At 63.6% G+C, this 17,165-nt stretch carries 19 protein-coding genes and 1 other RNA gene; 15 read left to right on the top strand and 5 right to left on the bottom strand.

The window, feature by feature from the left end; all coding sequences use genetic code 11:
• Positions 1-9 precede the first annotated feature (9 nt).
• Positions 10-1,320, bottom strand: coding sequence for an extracellular solute-binding protein (locus tag OVA12_RS13335; RefSeq protein ID WP_268138066.1), 1,311 nt, complete (start codon positions 1,318-1,320; stop codon positions 10-12).
• Positions 1,321-1,838: 518 nt separating this feature from the next.
• Here OVA12_RS13335 and ugpB point away from each other — a divergent pair.
• The 9 genes from ugpB to OVA12_RS13290 all read left to right on the top strand — a co-directional run bounded on the left by ugpB (position 1,839) and on the right by OVA12_RS13290 (position 9,189).
• Positions 1,839-3,149 (top strand): sn-glycerol-3-phosphate ABC transporter substrate-binding protein UgpB, encoded by a 1,311-nt coding sequence (ugpB, locus tag OVA12_RS13330; RefSeq protein ID WP_268138715.1) that lies wholly within the window; start codon positions 1,839-1,841, stop codon positions 3,147-3,149.
• 92 nt (positions 3,150-3,241) lie between these two features.
• Complete coding sequence (gene ugpA / locus OVA12_RS13325) at positions 3,242-4,126, top strand: sn-glycerol-3-phosphate ABC transporter permease UgpA (protein WP_268138064.1); 885 nt, start codon at positions 3,242-3,244, stop codon at positions 4,124-4,126.
• Positions 4,127-4,138: 12 nt separating this feature from the next.
• Entirely contained in the window at positions 4,139-4,987 is an 849-nt protein-coding gene (ugpE, locus tag OVA12_RS13320) for a sn-glycerol-3-phosphate ABC transporter permease UgpE (RefSeq protein WP_268138062.1), read from the top strand.
• Between the two features lies 1 nt (position 4,988).
• The gene (locus tag OVA12_RS13315; protein WP_268138060.1) at positions 4,989-6,119 is read left to right on the top strand and encodes a sn-glycerol-3-phosphate import ATP-binding protein UgpC; all 1,131 of its coding nucleotides are present in this window, start codon (positions 4,989-4,991) and stop codon (positions 6,117-6,119) included.
• A gap of 151 nt (positions 6,120-6,270) precedes the next feature.
• A complete protein-coding gene (locus OVA12_RS13310) occupies positions 6,271-7,227 on the top strand; it encodes a tyrosine recombinase XerC (RefSeq protein ID WP_268138058.1) in 957 nt (318 codons plus the stop codon).
• Positions 7,228-7,551: 324 nt separating this feature from the next.
• Entirely contained in the window at positions 7,552-7,758 is a 207-nt protein-coding gene (locus tag OVA12_RS13305) for a cold-shock protein (protein WP_106752704.1), read from the top strand.
• 245 nt (positions 7,759-8,003) lie between these two features.
• Positions 8,004-8,234 carry a 30S ribosomal protein S21 gene (gene rpsU / locus OVA12_RS13300; RefSeq protein ID WP_106752703.1) on the top strand — a complete coding sequence of 77 codons (231 nt, stop codon included), beginning with the start codon at positions 8,004-8,006 and terminating at the stop codon, positions 8,232-8,234.
• 154 nt (positions 8,235-8,388) lie between these two features.
• Entirely contained in the window at positions 8,389-8,841 is a 453-nt protein-coding gene (locus OVA12_RS13295; RefSeq protein ID WP_268138054.1) for a hypothetical protein, read from the top strand.
• A gap of 99 nt (positions 8,842-8,940) precedes the next feature.
• The gene (locus OVA12_RS13290) at positions 8,941-9,189 is read left to right on the top strand and encodes a hypothetical protein (protein WP_268138052.1); all 249 of its coding nucleotides are present in this window, start codon (positions 8,941-8,943) and stop codon (positions 9,187-9,189) included.
• 44 nt (positions 9,190-9,233) lie between these two features.
• Here OVA12_RS13290 and OVA12_RS13285 read toward each other — a convergent pair whose 3' ends face one another.
• The gene (locus OVA12_RS13285; protein WP_268138050.1) at positions 9,234-9,584 is read right to left on the bottom strand and encodes an MmcQ/YjbR family DNA-binding protein; all 351 of its coding nucleotides are present in this window, start codon (positions 9,582-9,584) and stop codon (positions 9,234-9,236) included.
• A 161-nt stretch (positions 9,585-9,745) separates the two neighbouring features.
• Here OVA12_RS13285 and OVA12_RS13280 point away from each other — a divergent pair, with 161 nt between their 5' ends.
• Both OVA12_RS13280 and OVA12_RS13275 read left to right on the top strand, forming a co-directional pair.
• Positions 9,746-10,174 (top strand): Hsp20 family protein, encoded by a 429-nt coding sequence (locus tag OVA12_RS13280; RefSeq protein ID WP_198646964.1) that lies wholly within the window; start codon positions 9,746-9,748, stop codon positions 10,172-10,174.
• Positions 10,175-10,230: 56 nt separating this feature from the next.
• Entirely contained in the window at positions 10,231-10,503 is a 273-nt protein-coding gene (locus tag OVA12_RS13275) for a DUF1150 domain-containing protein (RefSeq protein WP_268138047.1), read from the top strand.
• Positions 10,504-10,642: 139 nt separating this feature from the next.
• Here OVA12_RS13275 and OVA12_RS13270 read toward each other — a convergent pair whose 3' ends face one another.
• Together OVA12_RS13270 and OVA12_RS13265 are read right to left on the bottom strand one after the other, a co-directional pair.
• On the bottom strand, positions 10,643-11,227 hold the full coding sequence (locus OVA12_RS13270; RefSeq protein WP_268138045.1) for a disulfide bond formation protein B: 585 nt from the start codon (positions 11,225-11,227) through the stop codon (positions 10,643-10,645).
• A gap of 10 nt (positions 11,228-11,237) precedes the next feature.
• Entirely contained in the window at positions 11,238-11,393 is a 156-nt protein-coding gene (locus OVA12_RS13265; RefSeq protein ID WP_268138043.1) for a DUF5993 family protein, read from the bottom strand.
• A gap of 465 nt (positions 11,394-11,858) precedes the next feature.
• On the opposite strand from OVA12_RS13265, the gene ffs reads away from it, so the two are divergent.
• From ffs to msrA, 4 genes are all read left to right on the top strand, one after another.
• Positions 11,859-11,955: signal recognition particle sRNA small type (gene ffs / locus OVA12_RS13260), an RNA gene on the top strand.
• Between the two features lie 29 nt (positions 11,956-11,984).
• On the top strand, positions 11,985-14,021 hold the full coding sequence (locus tag OVA12_RS13255; RefSeq protein WP_268138041.1) for a DNA polymerase III subunit gamma/tau: 2,037 nt from the start codon (positions 11,985-11,987) through the stop codon (positions 14,019-14,021).
• A gap of 75 nt (positions 14,022-14,096) precedes the next feature.
• On the top strand, positions 14,097-14,417 hold the full coding sequence (locus OVA12_RS13250; protein WP_268138039.1) for a heavy metal-binding domain-containing protein: 321 nt from the start codon (positions 14,097-14,099) through the stop codon (positions 14,415-14,417).
• A gap of 95 nt (positions 14,418-14,512) precedes the next feature.
• Positions 14,513-15,148 (top strand): peptide-methionine (S)-S-oxide reductase MsrA, encoded by a 636-nt coding sequence (gene msrA / locus OVA12_RS13245; RefSeq protein WP_268138037.1) that lies wholly within the window; start codon positions 14,513-14,515, stop codon positions 15,146-15,148.
• A 33-nt stretch (positions 15,149-15,181) separates the two neighbouring features.
• Here msrA and recQ read toward each other — a convergent pair whose 3' ends face one another.
• The gene (gene recQ, locus OVA12_RS13240; RefSeq protein ID WP_268138035.1) at positions 15,182-17,056 is read right to left on the bottom strand and encodes a DNA helicase RecQ; all 1,875 of its coding nucleotides are present in this window, start codon (positions 17,054-17,056) and stop codon (positions 15,182-15,184) included.
• Positions 17,057-17,165: the final 109 nt, after the last annotated feature.

Raw genomic sequence — 17,165 nt, 5'->3', positions numbered from 1 at the left:
AGGATCAGATCAGCCGGCAGTCTTGGCGAAGCGGGCGAGGATCTGGTTTGCTTCTTCTTCGATGGTCTTGAAGGCGTCTTCGACCTTGACTTCGCCAGCGAAGACCTTGCCGAACTCGCGGTTCATGACGTCGCGGATCTGCGGGTAGAAGCCGAGGCGATAGCCCTTGGACCATTCACCAGCCGGCAGCATCAGCTGCTGGATGCCGACTTCGGCAGCCGGGGTCGCGGTGTAGTAGCCGTCCTTCTTGGCCAGCTCATAGGCGGCCGAGGTGACCGGCACGTAGCCAGAGGTCTTGTGATACCAGTACTGGATCTCCGGGGAGGTCAGGAACTGGAAGAAGTCTGCGGTGCACTTGTTCTCGGCAGCCGGCTTGCCAGCCATCGCGAACAGGGCTGCGCCGCCGATGAAGGAGTTGGTGCCAGCGCCCTTGATGCCTTCCCAGTAGGGCAGGAACGTCGCGCCGAACGGCATCGTGGCCGTCTTCTGCAGGCCGCCGAAGGAACCCGACGAACCGATCCACAGGGCAACCTTGCCTTCTTCGAACGGCTTCTGGTTCTCGTTCCAGCCAGCGCCGTAGAAGCCGAACAGGTCAGCCTGCTTCCACTCGACCAGCTTCTCGAACATCTTGCGCTGTTCGGGGGAGTTGACGGTCAGCTTTGCGCCTTCCGCACCATCGAAGCCGTTGTTGTTGTTGGCAAACGGCAGGTTGTTGCGGGAATGGAAGTTCTCGACCATTTCCCACGGCAGGTGCGACTGCACCAGCGGGATGTAACCAGCGGCCTTGAGCTTCGGAGCGATCGCTTCGAACTCTTCCCAGGTCTTCGGAGCCTCGACACCGGCCTTCTTCAGCGCGTCGGTGTTGAAGTACATGATCGGGGCAGAGGAATTGAACGGCATGCCAACGAACTTGCCGGCCTTGTCGGCATAGAAGTAGCGCACGCCCTGGATGAAGTCTTCCGCCTTGAACGGATAGCCAGCTTCGCGGATCAGGTCTTCGGCGGCAACGGTCGCGCCCTTGGCGTTGATGATGGTGGCGGCGCCGGCGTCGAACACCTGCAGGATGTTCGGCTGCTGGCCGGAACGGAACGCCGCGATGCCCGAAGCGAGAGCTTCTTCGTAAGTGCCCTTGGAGACCGGGGTCAGCGCGCAAGCCGACTGGGCTGCGTTGAACTTGGTGGCCAGTTCATTGATGATCTCGCCGTTGCGGCCGCCCATGCCGTGCCACCAGGAAATCTGGGTGGCGGCAAAAGCCGGAGCGGAGAGGCTGACGAGAGCAGCCGCGGCGACGGCGCCAGCGACGATGGTGCGGAAGGACATGGAACACTCCCTGAGTGGAACGGCAAAAATGCGCGAATGAGCCTTTGACCCGGGCGCGCAGCTGTTCAACCGCACGCCCTATGGGCCGGCATTGGGTAGTGTTTTCATGTGAACTCATGATGTCGCGTAGGCGAAAATTTGACGACAGTTGAATGACACATTCAAGGCGCCAGCAAGTTCGAAAATCCGCCCTGTAATAGAATGTGCGTTGCGCGTTTGTGACAATGGAATATCGTGAAATATATTGAAACGCACCCCCGCAGCTCGCGCGAATTCAATGTTTTTCGCCATTGTGCTGCGCCGCACTATGCAAGGTGGCGCGAGTCCCCATTGTCGACGTCATCGAACTGTCGTACAACTTTCATATGAACGACATGCGCCGTTCATATGAAAACAATAAGCAGCGCAGGGGCAGACAGGGTTTTCGGCTTTCGGGCCGCAAGCCCCGGTTCCAAGCACTGTCCGGGCCAGACGGCTCAGCAACTGGGAGCAGACACACAATGGCTACTCGTCATCTCATGGCCAGCCTCATCGCCGCAGTGGCGATGGCCGGCACCTCGACCGCAGCTTTCGCAGCAACCGAAATCACCTGGTGGCATGCCATGGGTGGCGAACTCGGCGCGAAGCTCGAGGCAATCGCGACCAAGTACAACGAATCCCAGAGCGATTATAAGGTCGTTCCGGTGTTCAAGGGCACCTACCCGGAGACCCTGACCGCTGCCATCGCCGCGTTCCGCGCCGGCCAGCAGCCGCACATCGTGCAGGTCTTCGAAGTCGGCACCGGCACCATGATGGCTGCCAAGGGCGCCGTCTATCCGGTCTACCAGCTGATGAAGGACGCTGGAGAGCCGTTCGACCCGAAGGCATTCCTGCCGTCCGTGGTCGGCTACTACACGGACACCGAAGGCAACATGCTCTCGATGCCGTTCAACTCCTCGACCCCGGTCCTGTATTACAACAAGACCGTCTTCGAGAAGGCCGGCCTTGACCCGAACACTCCGCCGAAGACCTGGGAAGAGATGGAATCCTTCTCCAAGAAGATCATGGATTCCGGCGCTGCCAAGTGCGGCTTCACCACCGGCTGGGTTTCCTGGGTCCAGACCGAGAACCTGTCCGCCTGGCACAACCAGCAGATCGGCACGCTCGAGAACGGCTTCGGCGGTCTGAAGACCGAGCTGACCTACAACAACCCGCTCGTTGCCAAGCACTGGGCCAACCTGAAGAAGTGGCAGGACGCCGGCATCTTCCAGTATGGCGGCAAGGGCGGCGGCAATGACGCTCCCCCGAAGTTCTATTCGCAGGAATGCGCCATGTACATGAACTCCTCCGCTTCGCGCGCTGGCGTTCTGGCGAACTCCAAGGACTTCCAGGTCGGCGTGGCCATGCTGCCGCATTATGCTGACGTGAAGCCGCAGAACTCCATCATCGGTGGCGCCACCCTCTGGGTGCTGCAGGGCAAGAAGGACGCCGAGTACAAGGGCGTCGCTGACTTCTTCTCCTACCTCTCCTCCGCTGAAGTGCAGGCCGACTGGCACCAGGGCACCGGCTACCTGCCGATCACCCAGGCGTCCTACGAGCTGAGCCAGAAGCAGGGCTACTACGACAAGAACCCGGGCGCAGACGTCTCGATCAAGCAGATCACGCTGAACGAGCCGACCGCCAACTCCAAGGGTCTGCGTTTCGGTAGCTACGTGCAGATCCGCGACATCATCGACGAAGAATTCCAGCAGGTCCTGAGCGGTGCGAAGACCTCGGAAGTTGCTCTCGGCGATCTGGTGAAGCGCGGCAATGCCCTGCTGCGTGAGTTCGAGGCAGCCAACGCCAACTGATCCTTCAAGGATCCAAATCGCCCACGTCCCGGTCGCCATTTTGGTCGCTGGGGCGTGGGTCTTTCTGTCCGTCGCGCGACCGGGTGTCCCTGATGCAAACCAAACGCACGATCTTCCCAAACAAGGTTCTGCCTTACTTCCTGCTGGCGCCCCAGCTTGTCATCACGGGCATCTTCTTCTTCTGGCCTGCGGGCCAGGCGATCTGGCAGTCGTTCCTGCGCGAAGATGCATTCGGCTTCAAGACCACCTTCGTGTGGCTGGCCAACTACACCGCGCTATTTGAAGATCCGAACTATCTCAATTCACTTCAGGTCACGCTGGTGTTTTCGGTCTGCGTCGCGGCGCTGTCGCTTGGGCTAGCGCTGCTGCTTGCGGTCTGTGTCGACCGGCTGATCAAGGGGGCGAGCGGCTACACCACGCTGTTGCTGTGGCCCTATGCCGTTGCCCCGGCCATCGCCGGCGTGCTGTGGTGGTTCCTGTTCAACCCGACCATCGGCATCCTGCCGTTCATCATGGAGCGGCTGGGTTACAACTGGGACCATGCTCTGAACAGCACCGACGCCATGATCCTTGTCGTCGTTGCCGCCAGCTGGAAGCAGATCTCCTACAACTTCATCTTCTTCCTGGCCGGGTTGCAGTCGATCCCCCTGTCGCTGCGCGAAGCCGCCGCCATCGACGGCGCCGGCCCGTTCAAGCGCTTTTTCACGATCACGCTGCCGCTGCTGTCGCCCACCTCGTTCTTCCTGATGGTGGTGAACGTCGTCTACGCCATGTTTGACACGTTCGGCATCATCCACGCCACCACCGAGGGCGGCCCGGCGCAGTCGACCAACATCCTGGTCTACAAGGTTTATGCCGATGGCTTCATCGGGCTCAACCTTGGCTCTTCCGCCGCACAGTCCGTCATCCTGATGGGCATTGTCATCCTGCTCACCTTCGTCCAGTTCCGCTATGTCGAGCGGCGCGTGGCCTACTAGGACCGGTCCGTCATGGTCGAAAACAAACCCTGGCTTACTGCCCTCGCGCATCTGGTGCTGATCCTCGGCGTCATCGTCGTCGCGTTTCCGGTCTATGTCGCGCTGATCGCCTCGACGCGGGCACCGGATGAATTCATGTCCGGCCTCATCCCGCTGGTTCCCGGTCCCCATGCCCTGGGGACATACTGGGAGCTGCTGACGACCGGTGCGTCCACGTCGGGCGCCCCGCCGCTCGGGCCGATGATGCTGAATTCGCTGGTGATGGCCCTGATCATCGCCACCGGCAAGATCGCGATCTCGATCCTGTCGGCCTTCGCGATCGTCTATTTCCGCTTCCCGTTCCGCCAGTTCTTCTTCTGGATGATCTTCGTCACCTTGATGCTGCCGGTCGAGGTGCGCATCCTGCCGACCTTCAAGGTCGTGGCGGATCTGGGCATGCTGAACAGCTATCTCGGGCTGACCGTGCCGCTGCTGGCCTCGGCCACCGCGACCTTCCTGTTCCGTCAGTTCTTCCTGACGGTTCCGGACGAGCTGCTGGAAGCCGCCCGTGTCGATGGTGCCGGGCCGATGAAGTTCTTTCGCGACATCCTGCTGCCCCTGTCGCAGACCAACATCGCAGCGCTCTTCGTCATCCTCTTCATCTATGGCTGGAACCAGTATCTCTGGCCCATGCTGGTGACCACCGAGACCGGCTACTACACGATCGTCATGGCGATCAAGCGCATGGCCGAAGTCGCGGACGGCCTGCCCTACTGGAACTATGTGATGGCCGCAGCTGTCCTGTCGATGCTGCCGCCCGTGCTTGTCATCATCGTGATGCAGAAGCTCTTCGTCAAAGGTCTTGTGGAGACGGAAAAGTAAAATGGCGACGATCAGTCTAGAGGAAGTCCGCAAGATCTATGCTGGCGGTGTTGAGGCGGTGAAGGGTGTGTCGATGGACATCGCCGATGGCGAATTCATCGTGCTGGTGGGGCCGTCGGGCTGTGGCAAGTCCACGCTCCTGCGCATGATCGCCGGGCTCGAGGAAATCTCCGCCGGGACCATCCGCATCGGCGACCGGGTCGTCAACCGGATCGATCCGGCCGACCGCGACATCGCCATGGTGTTCCAGAACTACGCGCTCTATCCGCACATGAGCGTCTACAACAATCTCGCCTATGGCCTGCGCAATCGCGGCGTGCCCAAGGACGAGATCGACCGCCGCGTGAAGGAAGCCGCCCGCATCCTCGAGATCGGTGCCTTCCTCGAGCGCAAGCCCAAGGCCCTCTCCGGCGGCCAGCGCCAGCGCGTGGCCATGGGCCGCGCCATCGTGCGCGAGCCGGCCGCCTTCCTCTTCGACGAGCCGCTCTCCAACCTCGATGCCAAGCTGCGCGTGCAGATGCGCGTCGAGATCAAACGCCTGCAGAAGAGCCTCGGCACCACCTCGGTCTATGTCACCCATGACCAGCTCGAGGCCATGACGCTGGCCGACCGGCTCGTCGTGCTCAATGGCGGGGCCATCGAGCAGATCGGCGATCCGATCTCGGTCTATGAGCAGCCCGCCTCCACCTTCGTTGCCTCCTTCATCGGCTCGCCGGCCATGAACCTGATCCCGGTCAGCGTGCGGGATGGCCGTGCGACCCTCGACAGCGAAACGGCAGCAGGGGGCAGCGGCCTGTCCGGTCCGGACCTTGCCAATGGAGCTGGCTATACGCTGGGCGTGCGGCCCGAGCACTTCGTGCCGGCAAGCGAGCGGCCCGCCGACCCCGGCGACCTCAGCCTCACCGTCACCACCACCGTGCTCGAACCGGTCGGCGCAGAGAGCTATCTCTATGCCACCATCGGCGGTGACAGTGCGGCAAACGGCACAGTGGCAAACAGCGCGGCCCCGCATGTGGTCATCCGCGTCCCCGCCGCCGCCCGCCACCAGCCCGGCGAAGTCCTCTCCTTCACCGCCCCCGCAGACCGCATCCACCCCTTCGACAAGGCTACAGGCAAACGCATCCCACGCTGAAAACGGGGAAAGGCGCAAAGCCAGTCGCATACCCTTCCGCCTGCCATTCCGGCCGCGCCCCTTCACGCGCCGGAAAAGGCGGGCGGAGGGGCACCTTCTTGTCAGTTCCCGCTCCCTGCCCTGCCGCTGGCAACTCCTGTATGCTGCGGCCATGTCCGATCTGACCGATTCTCCTCTGGTGCACGCGACGCCCGAGCTGATGCGCCGCGTTGGGGCCTGGCTCGACCATCTGGGTGACGAGCGGCGGCTGTCCGACAAGACGCTCATTGCCTATGAGCGCGACGTGACGCAGTTCCTGCGGTTCCTGACCAACCACCTTGGCGGCGCGCCTGGCCTTGACGAAATCCGCGAGCTGGCTCCGGCCGACTTCCGCGCCTTTCTGGCCCGCCGGCGCAACTCCGGTGCGGGCAGCCGGTCGCTTGCACGCGGGCTGGCCGGCATCCGCTCCTTTCTGGGTTACCTTGAACGGCGCGGCGAGGTGAATGCGGCCGCGGCCGGCGCAGTGCGGCCGCCGCGCCAACCCCGGTCGCTGCCGAAGCCCTTGTCGGTCAGCGACGCCAAGGCCGTGACGTCCGGTGACCTCGCCATGGAGGCCGAGCCATGGATCGAGGCCCGCAACGCGGCGGTCCTGACCTTGCTCTATGGCTGCGGCCTGCGCATTTCCGAAGCCTTGTCGCTAACGCGCCGGGCGGCGCCCTTGCCGACCACCCGCAGCCTGCGCATCACCGGCAAGGGTGGCAAGGAACGCATCGTTCCGCTGCTTCCGGCGGTCGGCGAGGCAATCGCCGCCTATCTGCGCCTGTGCCCCTATCAGCCGGAGATGGATGGGCCGCTGTTCCTGGGCGCGCGCGGAGGACCGCTCAGCCCGCGCATCGTGCAGCTCGCGGTCGAGAAGCTGCGCGGAGCGCTGGCGCTTCCCGACAGCGCGACGCCGCATGCGTTGCGGCATTCCTTTGCCACACATCTCCTTGCCAAGGGCGGTGACCTGCGCTCGATCCAGGAGCTTCTGGGACACGCCAGCCTGTCGACCACCCAGATCTACACCGAGGTCGACGCCGCCCGCCTGCTGGAGGCCTATGACCGCGCGCATCCCCGCGCCCAGGAGTGACCCCTTTCAAGGCGTGATGCCTCAGGATCCCGGCGCCTTGGCATCACGGCGAACTGCTGTTTTACGGTTGGTTTTCCGCGTCAGCAAAAAGGAAAACCGCGCCCTGCCGGAGGCCACGAAAAGCAGATGTCACGTTCTGGCAGAATCGTTCTTGGAAAAACGTGATATCTGGCGTATAAGAAGCAATCGACTTTTTGGGCCAGGCTTGGCTTCTCGCGGTGTCAGCGATATCGACCCGCCAATCTCTCTTCCAAAAATCTGCGATGAACGACCGCCGCGCTCATTCGGAACGTGGCGTCGAAACTCTTTATCAAGGTACTGCACATGAAAACCGGAACCGTAAAGTTCTTCAACGGCCAGAAGGGCTTTGGCTTCATCCAGCCGGAAGACGGCAGCCGCGATGTCTTCGTTCACATCAGCGCTGTCGAGCGTTCGGGCCTCAGCCACCTCGGCGAAGGTCAGAAGGTCAGCTTCGAGCTGGAAACCGACCGTCAGGGCCGCAGCGCAGCTGCCAACCTGCAGCTCCTCTGAGCTGAATTCTAGCGCCTTGAGAGCGCCATTGCCCTGACCGCGGATGTACCGGCGGGGTGATCGAGCCGCCTCTGGAGCGCCTTGGCCCCGGACAAGTCCGGGGCCGAAATTTTTTCGCGGCAGGGGGGTGCAATTTCCCAGAAACCTGCTAGGTTGCGCCACCTTTCGTGCCGATATGGCGCTTGTACTCAACTCCCCGGTACCCGGCCATGCTGGATCCGGCCGGGCCAACGTCAGGATTTACCTTGCAGGTTCTCGTTCGTGACAACAACATCGAGCAGGCGCTCCGCGTCCTGAAGAAGAAGCTCCAGCGCGAGGGCGTGCTGCGCGAGATGAAGGCGCGCCGCTCTTTCGAGAAGCCGTCTGAAAAGCGCGTCCGTGAGAAGGCAGAAGCCGTCCGTCGCGCTCGCAAGGCAGCTCGCAAGCTGGCTCAGCGCGAAGGCCTGATCGCCGCTCCGAAGCGCAAGGCACGCTGAGACGTCTGAGCGTCTGACGCTCGGGTGACAGTCTTCCTGTTCCTGCAATAGCCCTCGAGCCAGCTGGTTTCGGGGGTTTTTGCATTGGCCCAAATCGCAGACCGTTAACGCAAGGTTAATCGCCTTCGGCTAGCCTCCGGACAAGGAGGCACCCATGCACCTCATCCTCAAAGCTGCCCTCTTGTTGCTCGGCGCGGGTCTTGGGCCGATTCTCTTGTCAGCCGCCGGCGCACAGCCGGCCTTTGCCCAGTCCGGCACGCGCACCTATTGCCCCTTGCCGGAGGATGGCATCTGGGTCGATCGCAAGGCGAAGATGCAGGAGCTGACCCGGCTGGAAGTCGAGAGCCGCTGCATCGACGACCGGGTCGAGATCCGCGCCCGAGCCTACATGCGCTGCAACCCGCGCGACTGCAAATGGGGCTGGACCCCTGCCGTCCTGCGCAGCGGAGGCGGAGTAACCGTTCGCCTCGACGGCTTTTACGGAGCCAGGATCATCGAGATGCGCGCATTCGGCGATCAGATCGAGGCCTATGTGACCGCAAAGCCCTATGATCCCTTGTTGCAGGAAGCCGTGACCAGCCACATCCTGAGCCGCGCCAAGCGATAATCCGCACCGATTTGTGATGTCACGCTGCTTGCCGGCAGGCCTACATGCATTACCCTACGTCATCGGGTCGATCATGACCCTTGCGCAGGAGGACATCGCATGCTCGCTCTGAAGACGTCCGCAACCGTTCTGGCTCTCGGCCTCGCCGGCAGTCTTGCCCTTGCCGGTGCCGCGCAGGCCTGCGGCCACATGAAATCGGTCAAGGCTCCCACCAGCATGTCGGTGGCTCAGACGCCACTGCCGGGCAGCACCTCGGTGAACCCAAATCAGACTGGCATGTCCATCGCCACAAGCGACGTCAAGACGCCGCTGCCGGTCCTGACACAGCCGGCGCCGGCAACCCGCTGACAGCCTCTGGCACACCAGCCGTTGCAGCCTGCCGGCAGAATCGCTCAGGCGAAGCCGAGTTCCAGCTTCACCCGTCGCGGCAGTTTTGCCGCGATGAGCTGATGTGCCGCAGCGACATAGGCTTCGGTCTCGCCGGCTTCGACGCTGGTGCTGGAGATCAGCTGCATCCAGCCCGCGCGCGCCAGATAGGGCGCGGGCTGATACTGTGGCCGCTCGCGCAGCATCTCGCCGGTCAGGTCCGAGGCCTTGAAGCTGATATGGCCATTGGCGTCGTCCCCGCCCCAGATGGCAAAGATCTTGCCGCCAACCTTCCAGACAGACGCGCCTCCCCACTGGATGACATGCGTGGTGCCTGGCAGGCTGGCGCAGAAAGCGTCGAACTCGGATCGGGTCATCGGGGAAAGAACCTCGGGCAAGGAATCGGGCGGGGCGCGGTTGCTTGAAACTCTGTCGTACAGTCGCCATATTCGCAAGCAGTACGGGGTGACAGGCACCCCGGTCCGGATGCCTCCTCAGAGGGTCCGGGTCTCAAGGTCGCTTCAAGAGGACTTTGACGATGACGCGAATGTCAGCGTTTTCTAGCCCGTTCATGCTCGGCTTCGATGATATCGAGCGGGTTCTGGATCGGGTATCCAAGGCCGCCAGTGACGGCTATCCGCCCTATAACATCGAGCGTCTGCCGAAAACCGACGCGCATGGCGAGGTGATCCGCATCACTCTGGCCGTTGCCGGTTTCACGCGCGACCAGCTGGACGTCTCCGTCGAGGAACGCCAGCTTGTCATCCGTGGACGCCAGATCGACGACAAGGCCCGCCAGTATCTGCACCGCGGCATCGCCGCCCGGCAGTTCCAGCGAGCCTTCGTGCTGGCGGAAGGGATCGAGATCCTTGGAGCGGATCTGAAGGATGGGCTGCTCTCGATCGATCTGGTTCGACCCGAGCCCGAGCGGGTGATCCGCCGGATCGAGATCTCCTCCGGCGAGTAAGGCCCCTGACCGGTTCGACCCGGCCAGGCCAGACAAGAAAACAAGGAAAACCGACTATGACGCGTGATGCAAATCCACGCGCAAGCCTTTCGCGCGCACTCTCGCCTGAAGTTTTCGCCCAGCTTGGCGCCGGTCACGTCGGCTATCTGCGCCAGATCACGTCCGACGATCTGCGCCGCCTGTTTCCGGATACGCCGGAAATGGCGCGCGGCCTGCGTCTGTGGGCCCTGCTCGGCGCGGACGGCAATCCGATCGTCGTTGCCGACAGCCGCGAGGCGGCAATCGCCAACGCCCTGGAAACCGAACTGCTGATGGTCAGCGTGCACTGAGCCGGTGCGGCCTCAGGTCCGGGTGGGCCTGACCGCGCCGGTCCGGACATCGGGCACATGGGTGTAACCCGCTCTGACAAGGGACCGGTGGGACCATCCCCCGGTCTCTTGTCGTTTGGACCTTCATCAACCGAAGGACTTACCGGGCAGCTGCCGGCAACGGCTCGCCGCCAAGGATCCAGTAGTTTGTCGGGTCGTCCGCACATTCAATCGGACCGCATTCGGCAAAGGTCGTCACCGTGTTGGCGGCCGCGAGCACGATGATCGCTGTGACGGCAACCTTGCCGAGCACGGGCAGCGCAGAAAAGCGTCCAGGCGCAGTTTCGGTGCGCTCGAACTGGCGGTCCATGAGCAGCAGGATCGCGCTGCCCAGGATGACGAGGCAGAACAGCACTAGCGCCCAGGTATAGAAATGCAGACCTAGGAACGGTGCGCCGTAGCTGCCGGTTCCCGGAACGATGTGCAGCAGCACCTGACGGCTGGCAACGGCAGCGCCAAAGCAGGCAGCCAGCAACATGAATCCGTAATGGCGCGGCCTTGGCCCGTGAACCACGTTCATCAGCAGTCCAAATCCGACCGCCGTCAGAGCCACGCGCTGCAGCAGGCAGAGCGGACAGGGCAGATCGCCGCCGAAAAACTGGTCGTAATAGGCAAACGCCAGTGCGGCGGAAATTGCCAGAAGGCCGAGCGCATTGAGCTGTCGGGCAAGTGCGGGCGTCAACATCGGGGCCTCCTTAAAGCGAAATGGCGAGCGGATCGGTCATGTGGTGGTTGAACCACACAAGGCCGACGGCCAGCGCAAGGGCGAACAGAAGGCTGGCCGGCCGGGCCCGGCCGGTGGCCGCAACCCAGAAAGCGGCGGTCAGAAGGGCAAAGATGAGCGTCGTCATGCAAAGGTCTCCGGGCCAATCGACGGCCGGCGCCAACTGTCATCTCAAAGTCTTTCAATTTGATTTCATTGAATTTTTTCACGTTACGGCAAGTTCCAGACGGCGGCACGGCGCGTCATTCAGCCATGTCGTTTTTTGCCTCTTGCAGGATCTCGCTACTGCGCTAACCTTCTATGTGTCTGCAACAACCGAAAGGAGGTGAGCCCATGTCGAGTGAGACCCTGTGCGTGGCCCTGATGTCTGGGCGGAAGGGTGAGATGCTGGAGCAGCCTCTGGCAGCGAGAATTTCCGCCGGGATCTGATCCGGACACGAGGTCATGCCGATCTCACGGGAGGGCCGCGATTGCGGCCCTCTTTGTTTTTCAGAAGCTAATCCTCTGAAAACGCAGCGAAAATAACCCATCTTCGGCTTTATCCGATGAAAGCCTTGCCAAAGGCCCATGCCTTGCTGATATAAGGGGCTCGGGAGGTTGGTGGTGGACGAGCCACTCGCCAACCGGGTCAGGTCCGGAAGGAAGCAGCCCTAACGAGATCGGCACGGGTCGCCGTGCCAGCCTCCCACCCTTTCCCGCGCAGATCAGACGGGTTTCCATGAGCGGTATCGATGGCGACAGCCCGGACGGCATGACGGAACCCGGCGCGGAAGAGATCCGTGATGATCTGACCCTCTCCATGTTTGGCGATGCGCCGTCCCCGACGGCTGCCGCCGCTCCTGCGGTGGTGGCAGAGGCAGCGCCCAAGGCTGCAGCCTATCGCGTCCTTGCCCGCAAGTACCGCCCCCAGACTTTCGACGATCTCGTCGGCCAGGAGCCGATGGTCCAGACGCTTGAAAACGCGTTTGCTACCGGCCGTATCGCCCAGGCCTGGATGCTGACCGGTGTCCGTGGTGTCGGCAAGACGACGACGGCCCGCATTCTGGCGCGCGGCCTCAATTACGAGATCCCCGGCGAGGCTGACCGGCCGACGGTCAAGCTGACGCGCGAGGGCGTGCATTGCCGCTCGATCATGGAAGGCCGCCACGTCGATGTGATCGAGATGGACGCCGCCTCGCACACCGGCATCAACGACATCCGCGAGATCACCGATGCGGCGCGCTATCGTCCGGCGACGGCGCGCTACAAGGTCTACATCATCGACGAAGTGCACATGCTGTCCAACGCGGCCTTCAACGGGCTGCTGAAGACGCTCGAAGAGCCGCCGGAGCATGTGAAGTTCATCTTCGCCACCACGGAAATCCGCAAGGTCCCGGTCACGGTCCTGTCCCGCTGCCAGCGCTTCGACCTGCGCCGTATCGAGCAACCGAAACTCGTCGGCCTGCTGCGCCGGATTTCCAATGCTGAAACGATCGATATCTCAGACGAGGCGCTCACCCTGATCGCGCGCGCGGGCGAAGGCTCGGCGCGTGACAGCCTGTCGCTGCTGGACCAAGCCATCGCCCACGGTGCCGGTCACATCGACGCCGGCCAGGTGCGCGAGATGCTGGGCCTTGCCGACCGCGCCCGCGTCATCGACCTGTTCGGCCATGTCATGTCGGGCCGTATCGCCGAGGCGATGCAGGAACTGGCGCAGCAATACTCCATTGGCGCAGATCCCGCCGTCGTCCTGACCGATCTTGCGGACTTCACCCATCTCGTTACGCGCCTGAAGATCGTGCCGAAGGCGGGCGAGGAAGTCTCCGTCACGGAGACAGAGCGTCTGCGCGGCCGGGAGTTTGCCGAAAAACTGTCGATGCGGGCCCTGTCACGCGCCTGGCAGATCCTGCTCAAGGGCATTTCCGAGGTGCAGGCCGCGCCGAAGCCGCTGGCTGCCGCCGACATGGTGCTCGTGCGCCTTGCCTATGCCGCCGATCTTCCGGATCCGGAGGAAGCGCTGAAGCTGCTGCGCTCCGGCGCGCTTGGTGCCCTGCCGCAGGGCGCCTCTGCACCGGGTGGCGGCCAAGGCGCTGGTCCCTCTGGCGCTGGTCCCTCTGGTGCAGGCTCGTCTGGAGGTGGCGCCATGGCCGTTGGCATGGGCTCTGGCCAGATGGGCCAGATGCCGCAGCCCTCGGGCGCGCCCGTCGCCGCGCTATCTGGCGCGCAGCCGCAGCCAGATGGGCGGCCTCGTCTCGCATCCATTCAGGGCGGCATGACCCAACCCGCCGTGGCACCGCAGCCGGCCCAGCCGCAGCGTGACGTTCCGCCGGCCAGGCCAGCGATTGTCCTGCGCAGCCTGGCCGACTGTGCCGCGCTTGCCTCCGAGAAGCGCGACATTCCGATGAAGGTCGCCATCGAGCGGCAGATGCGTCTGGTCAAGTTCGATCAGGGGCACATCGAAATCCAGCCGACCCGCGACGCGGGAGCCGATGTCGCCGGTGAACTGGGCCGCAAGCTGACCGAATGGACCGGCACCCGCTGGATCGTCTCCGTCAGCCGCGAGCAGGGCCGCCCGACGATCCATGAGGAACGCGAGGCGACCCAGGCGCAGCTTCTCTCCGATGCAAGATCGCATCCGACTGTCGCAGCGCTCCTGTCCGAGTTTCCCGGCGCGCGCATCGTGGACGTCCGCGTCACGGCTGACGAGGACGAGGCAGACCTCGCCGATCCGCTGCTCAACGAGGCGCTCGGCACCGACGACAGCGACGATATCTGAGCCGCGCCAGCGCCCGAGGCTTGCAATCACCACGCCGCATTCCCAGTTCCACATCGTCAATCGATGGAGGCCGGAATGATCGTCACCACCACAAGCACCCTGCAGAACCGCGAGATTCTTGATTACAAGGGCCTCGTCACCGGGGAAGCCATTCTGGGTGCCAACATCTTCAAGGACCTCTTTGCCGGTATCCGCGACATCGTCGGCGGGCGCTCCGGCGCCTATGAGGCAGAACTCGCCAAGGCGCGTACGATTGCCCTCGACGAAATGCAGCAGAATGCCGCGCGTCTGGGCGCCAACGCGGTGATCGGCGTCGATCTCGACTACGAGACCGTCGGCCAGAACGGCTCGATGCTGATGGTCACCGCGACCGGAACCGCAGTCGTGGTGCGTTGATCCCTGTCGTGCCTCACATGCTCAAGCCACTGTGAGATGACGGTGACCGACGCGCGCCCTATGGTCCTGTGACCATTTATCGGGAGATTGCCACCATGGTGCGCGCCACTGTTCTCGCTCTTGCTCTTGGCCTTGCCGTCCCCCTGCCGGCCAGCGCGGACACTGCGCTGTTCGCAGGCGGTTGCTTCTGGTGCGTCGAGGCGGACATGGACAAGGTGCCCGGCGTCACGGCGACCGTCTCCGGTTACGCCGGCGGCAAGACCGACAAGCCGACCTACAAGACCTATGAGGACGGCGGCCACCGCGAGGTGGTCGAGGTCACGTTCGATCCGGCGAAGGTCAGCTACGGCGATCTCGTCGCCATCTTCCTGCGCACTGTCGATGTGACCGATGCGGGCGGCCAGTTCTGCGACCGGGGCCATGGCTACTCAACCGCGATCCACGCGCTTGATCTGGCGCAGGAAAAGGCTGCCAAGGCGGAAATCGCCAAGGCCGAGAAGGCCTTGGGCCAGTCCATCGTTACCCCGATCGAGGGCAAGGCCACGTTCTGGGCGGCCGAGGACTATCATCAGAACTACTATCTCGGCGAGGATCGCACGCTGACCCGCTTCGGCTATGTCAAGCAGAGCGAAGCCTACAAGGGCTATCGCGGGGCCTGCGGCCGCGATGTCCAGGTCAAGCGGGTCTGGGGCAACGAAGCCTACAAGGGCCTCAGCAAGGCTGGTTCCTGACGCCGCGAGTGGTCCGGCGTCCGGCGCGATCTGTCAGACGCCCGCCTCGAACGCCTCGACCAGCTCGAGAAACGCATCGCCATAGCGATCCAGCTTGGTCTGGCCGACGCCGGAGACGGCAAGCAGCTGCTCCGGTGTCACCGGCCGCGCATGCGCAATGCCGATCAGTGTGGCATCGGGAAACACCACATAGGGCGGCACTTCATTCTCGCGCGCAATCTGCGTCCTGAGCCGGCGCAGGCGCTCGAACAGCAGCCGCTCTTCCGCATCAAGATCATCCGCCAGTGTCGACGACCGCTCGCCGCGCGAGGACTTGAGGCTGGCAGCAGCGCGGTCGCGGCGCAACAGCACCTTGCGCTCGTTGCGGAAAACCGCTCGAGCCTCCTCGGTCAGCACCAGTGCGCCATAGCTGGCGTGATCGACCCCCACCAGCCCCATCGCCACAAGCTGCCGGGCGACCGACTGCCAGGTCTTCGGCGACAGGTCCTTGCCGATCCCGTAAACGGTCAGCTTGTCGTGGCCGAAGCGGGTGATCTTCTCGTTGTCCTTGGCCAGCAGCACATCAATGACATGCCCGGCGCCGAAGCGCTGGCCGGTGCGGTAGATCGCCGACATGAACTTGGAGGCGGCCTCCGTGCCATCCCAGGTCTCCACCGGTGACAGGCAGGTGTCGCAGTTGCCACAGGGCTTCGGGTACACCTCGCCAAAATGCGCCAGCAGCGCCTGACGGCGGCAGCCGGCCGTCTCGCAAATGCCGAGCAGGGCGTTGAGCTTGGCGGTTTCCGCCCGCTTCACCTCATCCGGCGCATCGCCCTCGGCGATCATGCGCCGGCGCTGCACCATGTCGGCCATGCCATAGGCCATCCAGGCTTCGGCCGGGGCGCCATCACGGCCGGCGCGGCCGGTTTCCTGATAATAGGCCTCGACGGACGACGGCAGGTCCAGATGGGCCACGAACCGCACATCCGGCTTGTCGATGCCCATGCCGAAGGCCACCGTGGCGACGAGGACGAGATTTTCCTCCAGCAGGAACGCGTCCTGGTTCGCTTCCCGGATCTCCCGGTCGAGCCCGGCATGATACGGCAGGGCACGGATGCCCTTCGAGGTCAGCCAGTCGGCGATATCCTCGACCTTTGCCCGCGACAGGCAATAGACGATGCCGCTTTCGCCCTTGTGCCGCTTGAGGAAGTCGAGGAGCTGCTGACGCTGGTTCTCGCGCTCGACAATCTCGTAGCGGATGTTGGGCCGGTCAAACGACGTCGTGAACACATGCGCATGTTCAAGCTTCAGGCGTACGCCGATGTCCTCGCGGGTGTGCGGATCGGCGGTCGCCGTCAGGGCCACGCGCGGCACGCCGGGATAGCGCTCGGCAAGGCTCGCCAGCTGCAGGTACTCCGGCCGGAAATCATGTCCCCACTGGCTGACGCAATGGGCTTCGTCGATGGCAAACAGCGAGATGGAGACCCCATCAAGCAGCCGCGAAAAGCCCGCAGTCGCCACCCGCTCCGGCGTCACATAGAGTAGATCCAGCGCGCCCGACCGGCAGTCAGCGGCAATGCGCGCCTGTTCCTCCGGGCTGATCGCCGAATTGAGTGCTGCGGCACGCACGCCAGCGCCCGTCAACGCCCCCACCTGATCCTTCATCAGCGCAATCAGCGGGGAAATGACAATGCCCATGCCCGGCCGGCACAGCGCCGGGATCTGGAAACACAGCGACTTGCCCGCGCCGGTCGGGAACAGCACGACGGCGTCGTCACCAGCCATCAGCGCGTCGACCACTTCCCGTTGCCGGCCACGGAAAGACGCATAGCCGAACACGTCGGCCAGCACCTTCGCCGGGTCGCGGCGGACGGAGGACGTTGCTGGAGTGATGAAGTCGTCGGCTTGTCGAGCCTGAGGATGCGGCATCTGCGGCGGTTTCCCTTGTCCGGCGCACAATCCCTTATTCGCGCGCGCCGGGCAATGACCTGATGTGGATGGCGCCACAAAACCCGCCGGAAAAGCGGCCCGGAAAGCC

The sequence above is a fragment of the Pannonibacter sp. SL95 genome (assembly GCF_026672425.1).
Classification (GTDB): domain Bacteria; phylum Pseudomonadota; class Alphaproteobacteria; order Rhizobiales; family Stappiaceae; genus Pannonibacter.
The sequence above is the reverse complement of the archived record's forward strand: the minus strand, read 5'-3'. Positions and strand labels throughout refer to the sequence as shown.